This is a genomic window from Brucella grignonensis (assembly GCF_002252505.1).
In the GTDB taxonomy this organism is placed as follows: domain Bacteria; phylum Pseudomonadota; class Alphaproteobacteria; order Rhizobiales; family Rhizobiaceae; genus Brucella; species Brucella grignonensis.
In genome coordinates this window covers 105095-118764 of the sequence record NZ_NNRL01000151.1, presented here as the reverse complement: position 1 = coordinate 118764, position 13670 = coordinate 105095, and the positions used below count along the sequence as shown (strand labels likewise).

The window sequence follows — 13670 nt, the reverse complement described above, 5'->3', positions numbered from 1 at the left end:
TGGTTCTGATGATCTGGAATCGTTCTGATGGGAGGCGGAGCATTTGAAAGAACAGGATGAATTTCCGGCTGATGAGGCTGAGACCGTGGGAGATAAACGCTCCGGTACGATCCAGTCGGTATCGATTGCAGCACGGTTTCTCAAAATTCTGGCCAATGCCGAGAATGAACTCGCCTTGGGAGAGGTTGCAAAGCGGGCAGGTACAGGCGGATCGACGGCGCATCGCTATATGCAAAGTCTTGTGAAGGAAGGGCTTGCAAAGCAGGACCCGGTCAGCGGATTTTACGATCTCGGACCAACGGCGCTCAGCATTGGCATTGGAGCGCTCAAGCGCGTCGATGCGGTGGAAATCGCCGCACAGCATATGAAAGCTCTTGCGCAGCGTCATGCCATGAGCGGCGGCGTGGCGATCTGGACGGATCGTGGTCCAACTTTGGTGCGCTGGTATCGCAGCGCCTATTTTTCGGTAAACCCGCTGGCGCTCGGCGATACTTTGCCGGTCGATAACACGGCCTGCGGTCTGGTCTTTCAGTCTTTCCTGCCAAAGAGCAGCATTGATGCGGTTCGTAAGGTTCAGCCCGCCAGTTTTCGTGGTACACCGCCGACTAAAGCCGTACTGGATAAGGTGCGCGGCGACCGCTGGTCAGAGATGACCAGCCATCTTTTGTCGAATGTAACTGGGCAGGCATCACCTGTGTTGGATGCGCAGGGCGAAATCGTCTGTGTCATGACGACCGTCGCCGACCTCGGCCAGCTTCGTACCGATGAAGAACGCAGGGCGCTTTTTCATGAAGCCTGCATTGTCAATCAATCTACGGGCGGCCTGATTGTCGACACGCAGCTGGAAATGCCTGAGAGCTAAGCAGCGCTGCTTTTAGGAACAATGAGCGGCGTACCGGAAACAGGGTCCGGGATGATGATGGAGGTCAGGCCAAACACATCTTCGACCAGCTTTTCTGTAACGATATCGGCAGGCTTCCCCTGTGCAACCAAGGAGCCTTCCCGCATTGCGATCAGATGCGAAGCATAGCGGCAGGCATGATTGAGTTCATGCAAGACCGCCACGACGGTTCGTCCCTGTTTGTTGAGATGCGCCAGAAGATCGAGCAACTCGATCTGATGCGCGATATCGAGATAGGTTGTTGGTTCATCGAGAAGCAGGATCGGCGTGTTTTGTGCCAGCACCAAAGCGATCCAGACGCGTTGGCGCTGGCCGCCTGAGAGCTCATCCACGGGCCGGTCCGCGAGTTCGGTGATTTTGGTGGCTTCCATGGCTCGTGCCACAGCCACTTCATCCGCTTCGGACCATTGCCGCAGGAAGGATTGATGCGGGTAACGGCCACGCGCAACGAGATCGGCAACCGTGATCCCTTCAGGTGCAATCGAGCTTTGCGGCAGCAGGCCGAGCCGGCGCGCGGTTTCCTTCGCGGGCAGGCTCGCAATGTCGCCGCCGTCCAGAATGATCTTCCCGGACGTTGGTTTCAACAGCCGTGATAAAGCCCGGAGTAGTGTCGATTTTCCACACGCATTCGGCCCTACAATGACAGTAAAGGATGCATCAGGAATAGAAACGGACAAATCAGTCGCGACTGTTCTCTCATCATATTTCAGCGTCACGGTATCAGCGTGAAGGCGATGCATCATTGCTATGGTTCCGGTGGCAAGTCAGTAGAAATCATTGGTGTGTTGGATGTGATCTGTATTGCATTGCAGAATGCGTTCTGCAATATGGAGTGGAATAATCATATTTTAGCAGAGTGTTTTCACTTTGCCAGAACCGCAGAAAAACGATCTCCGGTAAGGATCGGTCATGAAATCCTGGAAAATCCTCTTTTCATTCCTGACTGTGCTTGCGGCTTTTGCGCTGCCATTTAAAGCCGCGCTGGCACAGGATGATCAATGGCCCCGCACGATCAAGCACTATTCTGGCGAGCTGACGCTAAAGTCAAAGCCTGTGCGGATTGTTTCGACCGCTCCAAGCCTCACGGGAATTCTGCTTGCAATCAACGCGCCGGTTATCGCGAGCACAGCGACTACGCCTAGCATGCTGACCGACGACAAGGGCTTCTTTTCACAATGGGCCAAGGTCGCGGATGAGCGTGGTGTTGAGGTGCTCTATTCCAACCTCGATTTCGATATTGAAGCAATCATTGCGCTGGAGCCTGATCTCGTCGTGGCATCTGCGACGGGCGCCGACAGTGTTCTTCAGCATTATCCTGAGCTGAAAGCGCAGGGCATTCCAACGATGGTCGTCAATTATTCCAATCAGAGCTGGCAGGATATTGCAGCCGAATTTGGAAAAGCTACCGGCCTTGAAGATGAGGTCGTTGCAGCAGTGGCGCGCTTTAACGATTATGCTGCCAAAGCTGCAGCCACCATCGCGCGTTCCGAAGCGCCCGTCAGCATTGTCGGGTATAATATTGGCAACAGCTATTCGATTGGCAAAGAAGCAAGTGCTCAGGGGCAATTGCTTGAAGCGCTTGGTTTCAAGGTCGATGGGTTGCCTGAAGCACTGGCGAGGCAGGTGACGCGCAGTTCTGATTTTGATTTTATTTCACATGAAAACCTGTCCGCAGCGATCACCGGCAAAACCGTGTTTCTGCTGCGCGGCGTTGATGCTGACGTAACGGCTTTTTTGAATGATCCGGTTCTGGCCAATCTGCCTGCCGTCAAGGACAAACAGGTTTACCCATTGGGTGCTACTTCTTTTCGGATAGACTATTATTCTGGGATTCAGCTGATTGATATTGTTGCCGCGCATTTTCGTAAATGACGTCTGATCTAACATCACTTTCTGATAGAAGCCGGGCTTTGCGCGTCTCGTTGCGCCAGCGGCGAATGTGGGGTCTTGGTGCCGGTCTGCTTGTGCTTGGCATCGCGGTTCTGGCCAGCCTTGCGCTTGGCTCCCGGTCTATACCTCTTGGCGATACATTGCAGGCTTTGTGGTTACCCGATCTCCAGAATGATCAACATCTGATTATTCGCGAATTGCGTATCCCTCGCACAATCGTTGCAATCCTCGCGGGCCTTGCTTTGGGTGTCGCGGGTGCCGTGATGCAGGCGGTTACGCGTAACCCGTTGGCAGAACCGGGACTGCTTGGCATCAATGCAGGCGCGGCGGTCGCCGTCATTCTTGGAATTGTTGCCTTCAATCTGACATCGATGGCGCAATATGTCTGGTTTGCATTTCTGGGGGCCGGACTTGCAGGCGTTGCCGTCTTCATTCTGGGACGAAGCAACGGAGCCGGAACCAATCCGGTAAGGCTTGTTCTTGCAGGCGCTGGCGTTTCTGTGGTGCTCGCATCAGTCACCGGGATCATCATTATCAATGCGCCATTGGCCATTTTCGATCAGTTTCGTCACTGGTCCGCTGGCTCGGTTGAAGGTAGAGGCTATGATGTGATTGCAGTCCTGGCCGTTTCCGTCGTGCTTGGACTGATCATTGCCTTTTCCATAGCGGGCAAACTGAATGCCATCGCTCTGGGCAAGGAGTTGGGAGCTGCACTCGGCGTCAATGTATATACAACATGGCTGCTGTCCTGCCTGACTGTGATGCTTTTGGCAGGTGCTGCCACTGCAGGTGCAGGGCCGATAGGCTTTGTTGGTCTTGTCGCGCCGCATCTCGCACGTGCAATCGTTGGGCCGAATTATCGTTGGATTTTGCCCTATTCGGCATTGTTTGCAGCCATTCTGCTGCTTGGCGCTGACATCATTGGACGGGTGATTGCAGCTCCTTCGGAAGTGGCAGCCGGTATCGTTTCAATGCTTATCGGTGGTCCGTTCTTCATTTTCGTTGTCCGCAGATTTCGGTTGTCCAAGCTATGAGCGACACGAAAAAATCCGTTTTACGCATCGGCGGCTTCTCCATTCAGTGGCGAATGAGAGCGCTTATTATCTGTAGCCTGTTGCTGCTTGCTGCTCTGATACTCGGCATTCTGCATATCGGCACAGGCACAATGTCTTTCACGCCAAGTGAGATCATCAAAAGCCTTTTGGGTGATGGTGCCAGCCCGACAACCGACCGCATCATCATGCGCGTGCGTCTTCCGCGTCTCGTAACCGCGCTCTTTGTAGGTGCTTCGTTGGGAATGGCCGGATCTATCTTTCAATCGGTATCGCGCAATGCACTCGGATCGCCGGATATTATCGGTTTCACAACGGGGGCTGCGACAGGCGCAATCGTCCAGATTATTCTATTCAATGCAGGCCCGTTTGAGACGGCCTTGGCTGCAGTTTTGTCGGGTATAGGGACTGCGCTTATTGTGTTTCTGCTGTCGATGAAAGGCCGCACCACCGGCGGCTACAAGCTTATTCTGGTGGGGATCGGAATCGGAGCCGTCCTCTCGGGCGTCAATACGGTCTTGTTGGTCGTGGGTGATCTGGATCAGGCGGCTTCCGCACAGCTCTGGCTGGCGGGATCGCTCAACACGAGGACATGGTCACATGCGATTCCAGCTATTCTCGGCTTTGTCATCGTCGTACCGATTGCGATCTATCACGCGCAGCGCATTAACCTGCTCGAAATGGGTGATGATGCAGCAAGCCAGCTCGGCGTCCCGGTCGAAACCACGCGTCTGATCATGGTTCTGGCTGCGGTTGGGCTGACATCGGTCGCGACAGCTGCTGCCGGGCCGATTGCCTTTATCGCACTTGCGGCGCCGCAACTTGTACGACGGCTAACTCGCGCATCGGGCGTGCCTCTGCTCGCCAGTGCTTTGATGGGGGCGGTTTTGCTTGTGGGGGCGGATCTCGTCAGCCAGCACTTCCCGCTCAATGTGAAGATGCCGATCGGCCTGACAACAGGTTTGTTGGGCGGCGTATATCTTCTCTGGGTGCTCGCGCGCAATCGCCGGATTTCCTGAGAATATATCTCAACGTCGGACCAGCTGATTGAGCCGGAATCAATAACGATGAATGCAATTCAAGCGCAGATTTATCTGCTCATTCATGTTTACTTTTATGATTTTTGGAGAGATCTGATCGGAAAACTGGAGCGGGCGAAGGGATTCGAACCCTCGACCCCAACCTTGGCAAGGTTGTGCTCTACCCCTGAGCTACACCCGCTCGCGCCAGTCATTTCCGTCAGGCAGGCGCTATATGGACTAACGACTTTGAGATTGCAACAGGGAAATGAGCGGAAAACGCTGTTTCTTGCGAAGAAACTGCTGATTCCAGTCTAATCATCTGAAATTATTATATTTATTTTTGTCTGAGGAGCTGTTGATCAAGTGTTGACGGGCAAATGGAGCGCTGCTTTTGCGGTTTCTGTTGGCATTCATCCGCCCCGGGGCGCAATAGATTCCCATGTTAAGTGATTCACTTGCGTGGACCGGACGCCCTCAGCCAGTCTTTGAGAAAGTCTGTGATATTGCGTGTTCAGCTCGGCGCATTAAGAGTATATAAAATCACGAATAAACAGAGTGGGCCAGTCTGGCACCTTGGGGAATAGGGTTAAGCATGCCTTTGACATCGCATGAACTTCACGACTATCTGAAAAATCTCGATATCGAGGTTACAACGGTGGAGCATCCACCATTATTCACGGTTGCCGATTCACAGCACCTGCGCGGGGAAATCGCCGGTGGGCACACCAAGAACCTGTTTCTGAAAGACAAGAAGGACAATTTCTTTCTGGTGACGGTAGACGAGGAAGCTGTTGTCGATCTCAAGTCGATCCATCAGATCATTGGTGCCAGCAGCCGCGTTTCATTCGGCAAGCCTGAAAAGCTGATGGAATATCTCGGTGTCGTGCCGGGTGGCGTGACGGTGTTTGGTGCGGTGAATGATACCGACCATAATGTTCAGGTCATCCTCGACGCTGGTCTCATGGAAAACGACGTCATCAATGGCCATCCTTTGACCAATGAAGCGACAACATCAATCAAACGCGATGATCTGCTGCGGTTTCTGACTGCGACGGGGCACGAGCCGCGCATATTGGCTGTTTCAGAGGATGCTAAGGCAGCATCATCGGTGTAGACTGCACATTGACGTCTCGATTGCGAAAGCGTCTTGAAATTGGCCGCTGCAAATACGAACTGAAATATCGAAACCAGCCTGGTGCTGTCCTATATGCAAGCTGGAAGACATAAGGAATATCAGATGACGAGCCAGAACAATCCTTATTCGAGTGCAAGCGGACAAATGACAGGGAACGTGTCGTTTGGCACTGCAACACCAGCCGTTGGTGGTGGCGATCTTATCAAGGACACCACGACTGCGGGCTTTCAGGCAGATGTTCTGGCGGAATCGCGCAATCAGCCTGTGCTTGTTGATTTTTGGGCGCCATGGTGCGGCCCCTGCAAGCAGTTGACGCCAATTATCGAGAATGCCGTGCGTGAAGCGGGCGGCGCGGTAAAGCTGGTGAAGATGAATATTGATGATCATCCCTCAATCGCGGGTCAGCTCGGAATTCAGTCAATTCCGGCGGTTATTGCCTTCGTCAACGGCCAGCCAGCCGATGGCTTTATGGGTGCTTTACCAGAATCCAAGGTCAAGGAATTCATCGCCAAGATTGGTGGCCCAAGCGATCAGGAAACGGCGATTATCGAAGCGGTGAATGCGGCTAAGGAGCTGGTTGAGGCAGGCGATTTTGTGCAGGCTTCGCAGATATTCTCATCGATCCTGCAAGTTGCACCCGACAATGTGGATGCCGTTGTTGGTCTTGCGACATGTTTGCTTGAATCAGGTGATGCTGACAAGGCGCGTGAAATTCTGGCAAGCCTGCCCGAAGACAAGCAGGATGCAGCACCTGTCCGCGCACTTGAAGCCCGCCTTGCGCTTGCAGATCAGGTGAAACTCATCGGCGATCCGATTGAACTGGAACGCCGCGTGCAGGCCGATCCGAAGGACTATCAGGCACGGTTTGATCTTGCGCAGGTGCGCAATGCGCAGGGACGCCGTGAAGATGCGGCTGACGAGTTGCTGGCGATCATGAAAGTGGATCGCAGCTGGGAGGACGATGGAGCGCGTAAACAGCTTTTGCAGTTCTTTGAGGCATGGGGCAGTGCGGACCCGGCAACTCTGGGTGCACGCCGCAAGCTTTCGTCGCTCCTGTTCTCCTGAACAGGACGCGGTATAACGATGTATTGAAGCGCGCCCGAAAATCCGTTCTACCTATTCGGGATGCGCTGATTACTTGTTTTCTGGCATTATCCTACGCAAAACCGCCACGCAGTTTTGCTGAAAATGCGTTGAGGGAGAGTGTGATGCAAGTGGGCAATGCCCGTTACCGGACGGGCGCTGATATACCGGAGCTGGTGTCGATCTTTCCATTGAGAGGCGCGCTGCTTTTGCCCGGTGGACAGCTGCCGCTGAATATTTTCGAGCCTCGCTATCTGGAAATGGTTGAAGATGCGCTGGCCGGAAAGCGTATTATCGCGATGATCCAACCGCGCATCGAAGAAGGCCTCGATGATGAGGACGAGGACGGCAGTGACAGGTTTGACGAGACTGCGCGACCGCAGTTGAGCCAGGTTGGTTGTCTCGGGCGCATAACCACATATGCGGAAACCGGCGATGGGCGTGTTCTCATCACGCTTCAGGGCATATGCCGTTTCCGGGTGTTGGAAGAGATCAACTGCCGCAGACCTTATCGTCAATGCCGGATTGCACCGTTTTTGACGGATCTGGAAACTGCGCCTGATCTGGCTGAGATTGATCGCGATGCGCTGCTCCGCGCTTTCAGGGATTATCTTGAAGTGCATAATCTTGAAGCCGATTGGGACAGCATTTCACGTGCTGGCAATGATACATTGGTCAATGCTTTATCGATGATGTCGCCTTTCGGACCTGCCGAAAAGCAGACATTGTTGGAAGCACCTGATTTGAAGACACGTGCAGCGACACTCATCGCTATTACGGAAATGGTCCTTGCGAAGGTCAGGGACGATTACGGCTCGCGTCTACAATGAGCGATGAGAGCGTGTCGCGCTTATTCGCACCCATGATGCTCGCTCTAGTTTCTTTTAATTGTTGCACGTTCGCGAACGCGAAATGAGTTCATTTAAGCGCGACGTGCTTTAGGAAAAAACCAATGACTGAGAATGAAAATACCGGCAATATCGATGTCAAGCTGCTTGAATTGCTTGTGTGCCCTCTGACCAAGGGATCGCTGAAATATGATGCAGAAAACAGCGAACTGATCTCCGTGAAAGCCAAGCTTGCCTATCCGGTTCGCGGCGGTATTCCGATCATGCTGCCGTCGGAAGCGCGTACTCTGGAATAGATCGTGCGTGGTCTTTGAACGGGACCTGTAATTGCTGTTATATAATTTCTACATATCCGCCGTTCTTTTTCATAAATTTCACGCTGCTGCTTGTTGCTTGCCACGCGAGGGGGCTCTATAACCCTCGCGGAACTTGAAAACACAATTGCGGAATCTGATTTCCCTGCCGTTATTGTGTGAGAAAAAACAGAGGCTTGGCATTATGGCATCCAGAAAACTCCTTCTCCTGCCCGGTGATGGCATCGGTCCTGAAGCAATGGCTGAGGTCCGCAAAATTATCGCTTTCCTCAACTCTGGTCTTAATCTCGGTTTTGAAACCGATGAAGGTCTTGTTGGCGGATCGGCATATGATGCGCATGGACAGGCTATTTCTGATGCCGATATGGAAAAGGCGCTTGCCGCCGATGCCGTGCTTTTCGGTGCTGTTGGTGGTCCGAAGTGGGACAGTGTTCCCTATGAAGTACGCCCGGAAGCAGGCCTCCTGCGTCTGCGCAAGGATCTGGCACTCTATGCCAATCTGCGCCCGGCAATCTGCTATCCAGCGCTTGCCCATTCATCGTCGCTGAAGCCCGAAGTGATCGAAGGTCTGGACATTCTGATCCTGCGCGAATTGACTGGTGGTGTTTATTTCGGCGAGCCGAAGGAAATCATCGATCTGGGCAATGGCCAGAAGCGCGGTATCGATACACAGGTTTATGATACCTACGAAATCGAACGCATTGCCGATGTGGCTTTTGAGCTTGCGCGCACACGCCGCAACAAGGTCACGTCGATGGAAAAGCGCAATGTGATGAAGTCGGGCGTCTTGTGGAATCAGGTCGTCACGGCTCGCCACAAGGAAAAGCATTCCGATGTTGAACTCGAGCATATGCTGGCCGATGCTGGTGGTATGCAGCTTGTCCGTTGGCCAAAGCAGTTTGACGTGATTGTCACCGACAATCTGTTCGGCGATATGCTTTCTGACGTTGCAGCAATGCTGACCGGTTCGCTGGGCATGTTGCCATCTGCATCGCTCGGTGCTGCTGATGCCAAAACCGGCAAGCGCAAGGCGCTTTATGAGCCGGTACACGGTTCCGCACCGGATATCGCCGGCAAGGGTATTGCCAATCCGATTGCCATGATCGCCTCGCTTGCCATGTGCCTGCGCTACTCGTTCAATCTGATCGATGAAGCTGATCGTCTGGAAGCAGCAATCGCCGGTGTTCTTGATGATGGCCTGCGTACTGCCGACATCTGGTCGGAAGGCAAGACCAAGATCGGTACTGGCGAAATGGGCGATGCGATCCTCGCAAAGTTCAAGGCGCTTTCGGCTTAATCACCGATTGTAAGATTATTGAAAAGCCGTCGTGACAGGCTCACGGCGGCTTTTTGTTCTCAGTTATTAGTCGAACTGAAGTGTAAAATCTGCAAACACGCCAGCGATTAGCACTGTGATGAAGAAATACTGAAATCCTTTGCGCTTTAGGCGCATGGCAAAGAGTATGGCGACAGTCTCAATAACAAGTATGATGAATTCGCCAACATAAGAGTGACGGTCATTGATCAAGATTTGGGGGCCAGCTCCATTTAAGAACTGAACCAGGTCGAGAAAGATGAAAAGCGAAAACAGCCATATCTTTCTCGATAGAAAATAGCTGTCATAATCGCCATATTCTTTAATGTCATCTGGCGTCAGTGTAACGCAGACGAAGAAAAGGCCAAAGACATAAAGCAGGTCGAGCAAATAAATGTAGATATTGTAGCTCTTCGCGCCACTTTGAAAGAGATATTCCCACCAGAACTGAATGACCCAGAGGAAGACAACGACGACCCACCCTATATGCATATAGGATATCTTATGCTTTTTGGGATGCTGTACGAATTTGGACGCAAAGATGAGCAATCGTGACAGGCACAGACTGATGCCCATGCCGTTGATAATTCTCATATGAGAAAAAGCATCAGCCGCGCTGATAGTGGTTTCAACTCCAGAAGGCAACTTCCACCTGTATCTATAGTTTCGCGAACATGATCAATAACTACCGCTTCTTGATGAATAGCGCGTTGTTTATTGAAAATGAAACGAATTGTTCTGTTGTGGTAAAGCGGTTGTCAGTACATGTCAGTTGACTGGGCGACAGGAAATAAATGCCCGATTTCCGGCTACCATTTCCGGCAAAGACATTAAGAATGGTAAGCATGTTAAACAGACTTCCAAATCCGAGCATCCTCTATGATGCATTGCTTGCCCGTGACGCAGCTTATGAGGGAAAAGCCTATGTAGGCGTCCTTTCAACCGGCATTTTCTGTCGGCTCACCTGCCCAGCAAGAAAGCCGCTCAAAGAAAATTGCCGTTTTTTTGCTTCTATTCCCGAATGTATTGCCGATGGTTTCAGACCTTGTAAAAGATGTCATCCGTTGCAGCCTGCGGCGGAAGCAGACGTGTCTGTTGACCGCTTGCTGAAGGCACTGGAAGCGCAACCGCAAAGGCGCTGGAGTGAGGACGATGTTGCCGGAATGGGCTTTGACCCCTCGACCGTGCGCCGCAGTTTTAGAAGACATTTCGGCATTACATTTCTGGAAATGGCGCGACAGGAACGATTGCGGCAAGGTTTTCAGGCTTTGGCACAGGGTGAGCGCGTCATTGATGCACAAGTCGATGCGGGGTTTGAATCGCCGGATGCTTTCCGCAATGCCTTTGCCCGTATTCTGGGTCTTCCGCCAGCGCAGTTGCAAAAGGATGGCTTGCTCCGCGCAGACTGGATCAAGACGCCACTCGGTACGATGATTGCAGTATGCGATCAGTCAGCCCTGCATCTGCTGGAATTCGCTGATCGCAAGGCGCTGCCGCAAGAGCTTAAAAAGCTGTACAAGGCTTGCCATGGTGCAATCGGGATAGGGCGATATTCGTCGCATGATGTCCTGGAGCAGCAGCTTGATACATTTTTTGCAGGCCAATCCGCCAATTTCGATATTCCGCTGGTACTGCATGGAAGCGCATTCACACGCGACGTCTGGCGCGAGTTGCAGAATATCGAAGCAGGCGAGACACGAAGCTATAGCGAAATTGCAAGGGCCGTAGCAAAGCCACTCGCAGTGCGCGCCGTGGCACGCGCCAATGGTGCCAATCAGATTGCCATTATCATTCCATGCCATCGCGTTATTGGTGCAGATGGTTCTTTGACGGGCTACGGCGGAGGTCTCTGGCGCAAGCAGAAGCTGATCGAGATTGAAGCGCAGTACCGTTGATAGTCTTTCATAAAAAACGCCGCCCACATGGGCGGCGCTTTAGCTTTGGAGCGCATCCCGAAAAGTGTGAAACGGTTTTCGGACAAAGATGCGCGTTAAAACAAATATTTAGAGCGCCGATCTGATCCAATCAGATCGGCGCTCTAAAAGTCTGACCGACTACTCGACCTTGTTGAGGTCGACATCCTTGGTTTCCTTGACAAAGAGGATGCCAATAACCAGCGTGATTGTTGCAAGGATGATCGGATACCAAAGGCCGTAATAGATGTCGCCCTTAGCCGCACTCATTGCGAAGACGGTTGCGGGCAGAAGACCGCCGAACCAGCCGTTGCCGATGTGATATGGCAGCGACATACCGGTATAACGGATGCGGGTCGGGAACATTTCAACAAGGATAGCGGCGATCGGGCCATAGACCATCGTGACGTAAATCACGAGGACGGTAAGAATAGCGATCGTCATAACCCAGTTGATCTGAGATGGATCGGCAACCATCTTGAACGCACCGGCATTCGGGATGGTGTAGACAGCCTGTTCAGGCTGTGCTGCAGCATCGGCCTCAGCCTGCGTGATGATCTTGGCCTTGACGAGATCGGCGCTCGACATGGTTGCCTTTTCACCGGCACGGACAGCTTCAGCATTCAGTTCGAGTTCCGGATTGGCTGCGACGAAGGCATCGAGCTTGGAATCCGCAATTTTTGCAGGACTGCGAACCAGTGGCCAGCCTGCTTTCTGCAAGGAAAGATTGATGTCGTGGGTCAAAGCGGCCTGCTTGGCAGTTGCTTCCGCTCCAGCCTGGATTGCATCAAAGGACGTCACAGTGGAATCGCCGATTTTGATGGTTGCAGGCTGTCCGGCAGGGCCGGTTACGACGTCATAAGGAACAGCACTGCGCGACAGGAAGCTCGTTGCAATATCACAGGAGCTGGTGAACTTCGATGTGCCGGTTGCATTGAACTGGAAGTTACAGTCGCCAGGTGCCGCAGAAACGGTGGCTCGGATCGTCTGCTCAGCTTGGGCAAGAGCCGGGTTGGCTGCATGAGTCAGTGCTTTAAACAGCGGGAAGTAGGTGACCGCTGCGAGAAGCAAGCCTGCCATGATGATCGGCTTGCGGCCAATCTTATCCGAGAGCCAGCCAAAAACCACGAAGAAGCCGGTGCCGATCACGAGCGCGGACGCGACCATGATGTTTGCCGACTGGTTCTCAACCTTAAGTACGTTCTGAAGGAAAAACAGCGCATAGAACTGGCCGGTATACCAGACGACAGCTTGCCCCATTGTCAGGCCGAACAGAGCGATGAGGGCAATTTTGGCATTCTTCCACTGACCGAATGCTTCGGAAAGCGGTGCTTTGGAAGTCTTTCCTTCTTCCTTCATCTTCTTGAATGCAGGGGATTCGCTCATCTGCAAACGAATCCAGACCGAGATGCCCAGAAGAATGATCGAAACCAGGAAAGGAATGCGCCAACCCCAGGCAGCAAAAGACTCAGTGGTCATTACGTTCTGAATGCTCAGGATGACCATCAGCGAAAGGAAAAGCCCCAGCGTCGCTGTTGTCTGAATCCATGACGTATAGAAGCCGCGACGGCCATTCGGTGCGTGTTCGGCAACATAAGTTGCAGCGCCACCATATTCACCGCCAAGCGCCAGACCCTGCAACATGCGCAGAATGATCAGGATTGTGGGCGCGACGATACCAAGTGTTGCCGATCCGGGCAGAATACCGACGAGAAAGGTCGATGCACCCATGATGACGATGGTAACGAGAAAGGTGTATTTACGACCGACGAGATCGCCAATGCGTCCGAAGACAAGCGCGCCGAACGGGCGGACGAGAAAGCCTGCTGCGAATGCGAGCAAGACGAAGATATTGCGGGTTGTTTCCGGATATTCATTAAAGAACGCCGCGCCAATGAAGGCAGCCAGTGTTCCGTAGAGATAAAAGTCGTACCATTCAAAGACTGTACCGAGTGAAGAAGCGAAAATTACCTTCTTTTCTTCACGCGTCATTTTTGGCGCGCCAGCCTTGGCGCTCGATTGAACTGACATAAGTAAGGTTCCTCCCAACAGCATTCTTGCTGATGTGTGCGGATGTTCTCCTCCAACTTCCGCGCACTTTTCCACGAGCGCATGATGAACTGAATCGTTTAATCCGTTTATTATCTTTTAGTATGAGAAAGGCGCGGCCTTGACTTAGGGGGGGAAGTTCAAGTTC

General features: G+C 52.7%; 13 protein-coding genes and 1 tRNA gene. 10 read left to right on the top strand and 4 right to left on the bottom strand.

Translation table 11 applies throughout. From position 1 onward, the window contains the following. The first annotated feature begins 43 nt into the window (after positions 1–43). Positions 44–862, top strand: a complete 819-nt coding sequence (locus CEV33_RS05170) for an IclR family transcriptional regulator (protein ID WP_208620159.1) — start codon at positions 44–46, stop codon at positions 860–862. Here CEV33_RS05170 and CEV33_RS05165 read toward each other — a convergent pair. Then, positions 859–1644, bottom strand: coding sequence for an ABC transporter ATP-binding protein (locus CEV33_RS05165; protein ID WP_094539423.1), 786 nt, complete (start codon positions 1642–1644; stop codon positions 859–861). The genes CEV33_RS05170 and CEV33_RS05165 overlap by 4 nt on opposite strands. A 166-nt stretch (positions 1645–1810) precedes the next feature. Between CEV33_RS05165 and fepB the strand changes: the two genes are divergently transcribed. The 3 genes from fepB (at position 1811) to CEV33_RS05150 (ending at position 4862) form a co-directional block, all read left to right on the top strand. Continuing rightward, entirely contained in the window at positions 1811–2773 is a 963-nt protein-coding gene (gene fepB, locus CEV33_RS05160; RefSeq protein WP_094539422.1) for a Fe2+-enterobactin ABC transporter substrate-binding protein, read from the top strand. A 65-nt stretch (positions 2774–2838) separates the two neighbouring features. Further along, a complete protein-coding gene (locus CEV33_RS05155) occupies positions 2839–3825 on the top strand; it encodes a FecCD family ABC transporter permease (protein WP_208620163.1) in 987 nt (328 codons plus the stop codon). After that, the gene (locus CEV33_RS05150; RefSeq protein WP_094539420.1) at positions 3822–4862 is read left to right on the top strand and encodes a FecCD family ABC transporter permease; all 1041 of its coding nucleotides are present in this window, start codon (positions 3822–3824) and stop codon (positions 4860–4862) included. Before CEV33_RS05155 ends, CEV33_RS05150 begins: the two co-directional genes overlap by 4 nt. A 127-nt stretch (positions 4863–4989) precedes the next feature. Here the strand turns inward: CEV33_RS05150 and CEV33_RS05145 are convergent. Then, a tRNA-Gly gene (locus CEV33_RS05145) sits at positions 4990–5064 on the bottom strand. A 393-nt stretch (positions 5065–5457) separates the two neighbouring features. Between CEV33_RS05145 and CEV33_RS05140 the strand changes: the two genes are divergently transcribed. The 5 genes from CEV33_RS05140 (at position 5458) to leuB (ending at position 9542) form a co-directional block, all read left to right on the top strand. Continuing rightward, entirely contained in the window at positions 5458–5979 is a 522-nt protein-coding gene (locus CEV33_RS05140; protein WP_094539419.1) for a prolyl-tRNA synthetase associated domain-containing protein, read from the top strand. A 123-nt stretch (positions 5980–6102) separates the two neighbouring features. Continuing rightward, complete coding sequence (gene trxA / locus CEV33_RS05135) at positions 6103–7065, top strand: thioredoxin (RefSeq protein ID WP_094539418.1); 963 nt, start codon at positions 6103–6105, stop codon at positions 7063–7065. Between the two features lie 143 nt (positions 7066–7208). After that, a complete protein-coding gene (locus CEV33_RS05130) occupies positions 7209–7913 on the top strand; it encodes an LON peptidase substrate-binding domain-containing protein (RefSeq protein WP_094539417.1) in 705 nt (234 codons plus the stop codon). A gap of 122 nt (positions 7914–8035) precedes the next feature. Further along, positions 8036–8227 (top strand): Trm112 family protein, encoded by a 192-nt coding sequence (locus CEV33_RS05125; RefSeq protein WP_094539416.1) that lies wholly within the window; start codon positions 8036–8038, stop codon positions 8225–8227. A 202-nt stretch (positions 8228–8429) separates the two neighbouring features. Further along, complete coding sequence (gene leuB / locus CEV33_RS05120) at positions 8430–9542, top strand: 3-isopropylmalate dehydrogenase (RefSeq protein WP_094539415.1); 1113 nt, start codon at positions 8430–8432, stop codon at positions 9540–9542. Positions 9543–9608: 66 nt separating this feature from the next. On the opposite strand, the gene CEV33_RS05115 is transcribed toward leuB, so the two are convergent. Further along, positions 9609–10154 carry a hypothetical protein gene (locus tag CEV33_RS05115; protein ID WP_235818367.1) on the bottom strand — a complete coding sequence of 182 codons (546 nt, stop codon included), beginning with the start codon at positions 10152–10154 and terminating at the stop codon, positions 9609–9611. Between the two features lie 251 nt (positions 10155–10405). Between CEV33_RS05115 and CEV33_RS05110 the strand changes: the two genes are divergently transcribed. Next, a complete protein-coding gene (locus tag CEV33_RS05110; protein ID WP_094539546.1) occupies positions 10406–11455 on the top strand; it encodes a bifunctional transcriptional activator/DNA repair enzyme AdaA in 1050 nt (349 codons plus the stop codon). Positions 11456–11614: 159 nt separating this feature from the next. Here CEV33_RS05110 and CEV33_RS05105 read toward each other — a convergent pair whose 3' ends face one another. Continuing rightward, positions 11615–13504 (bottom strand): MFS transporter, encoded by a 1890-nt coding sequence (locus CEV33_RS05105; RefSeq protein WP_094539414.1) that lies wholly within the window; start codon positions 13502–13504, stop codon positions 11615–11617. Between the last annotated feature and the right edge of the window lie 166 nt (positions 13505–13670).

Excerpts from the sequence above, each read along its gene's own strand:
- CEV33_RS05140 (WP_094539419.1), top strand. The coding sequence starts at position 5,458 with ATGCCTTTGACATCGCATGAACTTCACGACTATCTGAAAAATCTCGAT.
- CEV33_RS05155 (WP_208620163.1), top strand. The coding sequence starts at position 2,839 with ATGTGGGGTCTTGGTGCCGGTCTGCTTGTGCTTGGCATCGCGGTTCTG.
- CEV33_RS05130 (WP_094539417.1), top strand. The coding sequence starts at position 7,209 with ATGCAAGTGGGCAATGCCCGTTACCGGACGGGCGCTGATATACCGGAG.
- trxA (WP_094539418.1), top strand. The coding sequence starts at position 6,103 with ATGACGAGCCAGAACAATCCTTATTCGAGTGCAAGCGGACAAATGACA.
- CEV33_RS05115 (WP_235818367.1), bottom strand. The coding sequence starts at position 10,154 with ATGAGAATTATCAACGGCATGGGCATCAGTCTGTGCCTGTCACGATTG.
- CEV33_RS05105 (WP_094539414.1), bottom strand. The coding sequence starts at position 13,504 with ATGTCAGTTCAATCGAGCGCCAAGGCTGGCGCGCCAAAAATGACGCGT.
- fepB (WP_094539422.1), top strand. The coding sequence starts at position 1,811 with ATGAAATCCTGGAAAATCCTCTTTTCATTCCTGACTGTGCTTGCGGCT.
- CEV33_RS05150 (WP_094539420.1), top strand. The coding sequence starts at position 3,822 with ATGAGCGACACGAAAAAATCCGTTTTACGCATCGGCGGCTTCTCCATT.
- CEV33_RS05110 (WP_094539546.1), top strand. The coding sequence starts at position 10,406 with ATGTTAAACAGACTTCCAAATCCGAGCATCCTCTATGATGCATTGCTT.
- leuB (WP_094539415.1), top strand. The coding sequence starts at position 8,430 with ATGGCATCCAGAAAACTCCTTCTCCTGCCCGGTGATGGCATCGGTCCT.
- CEV33_RS05165 (WP_094539423.1), bottom strand. The coding sequence starts at position 1,644 with ATGATGCATCGCCTTCACGCTGATACCGTGACGCTGAAATATGATGAG.
- CEV33_RS05125 (WP_094539416.1), top strand. The coding sequence starts at position 8,036 with ATGACTGAGAATGAAAATACCGGCAATATCGATGTCAAGCTGCTTGAA.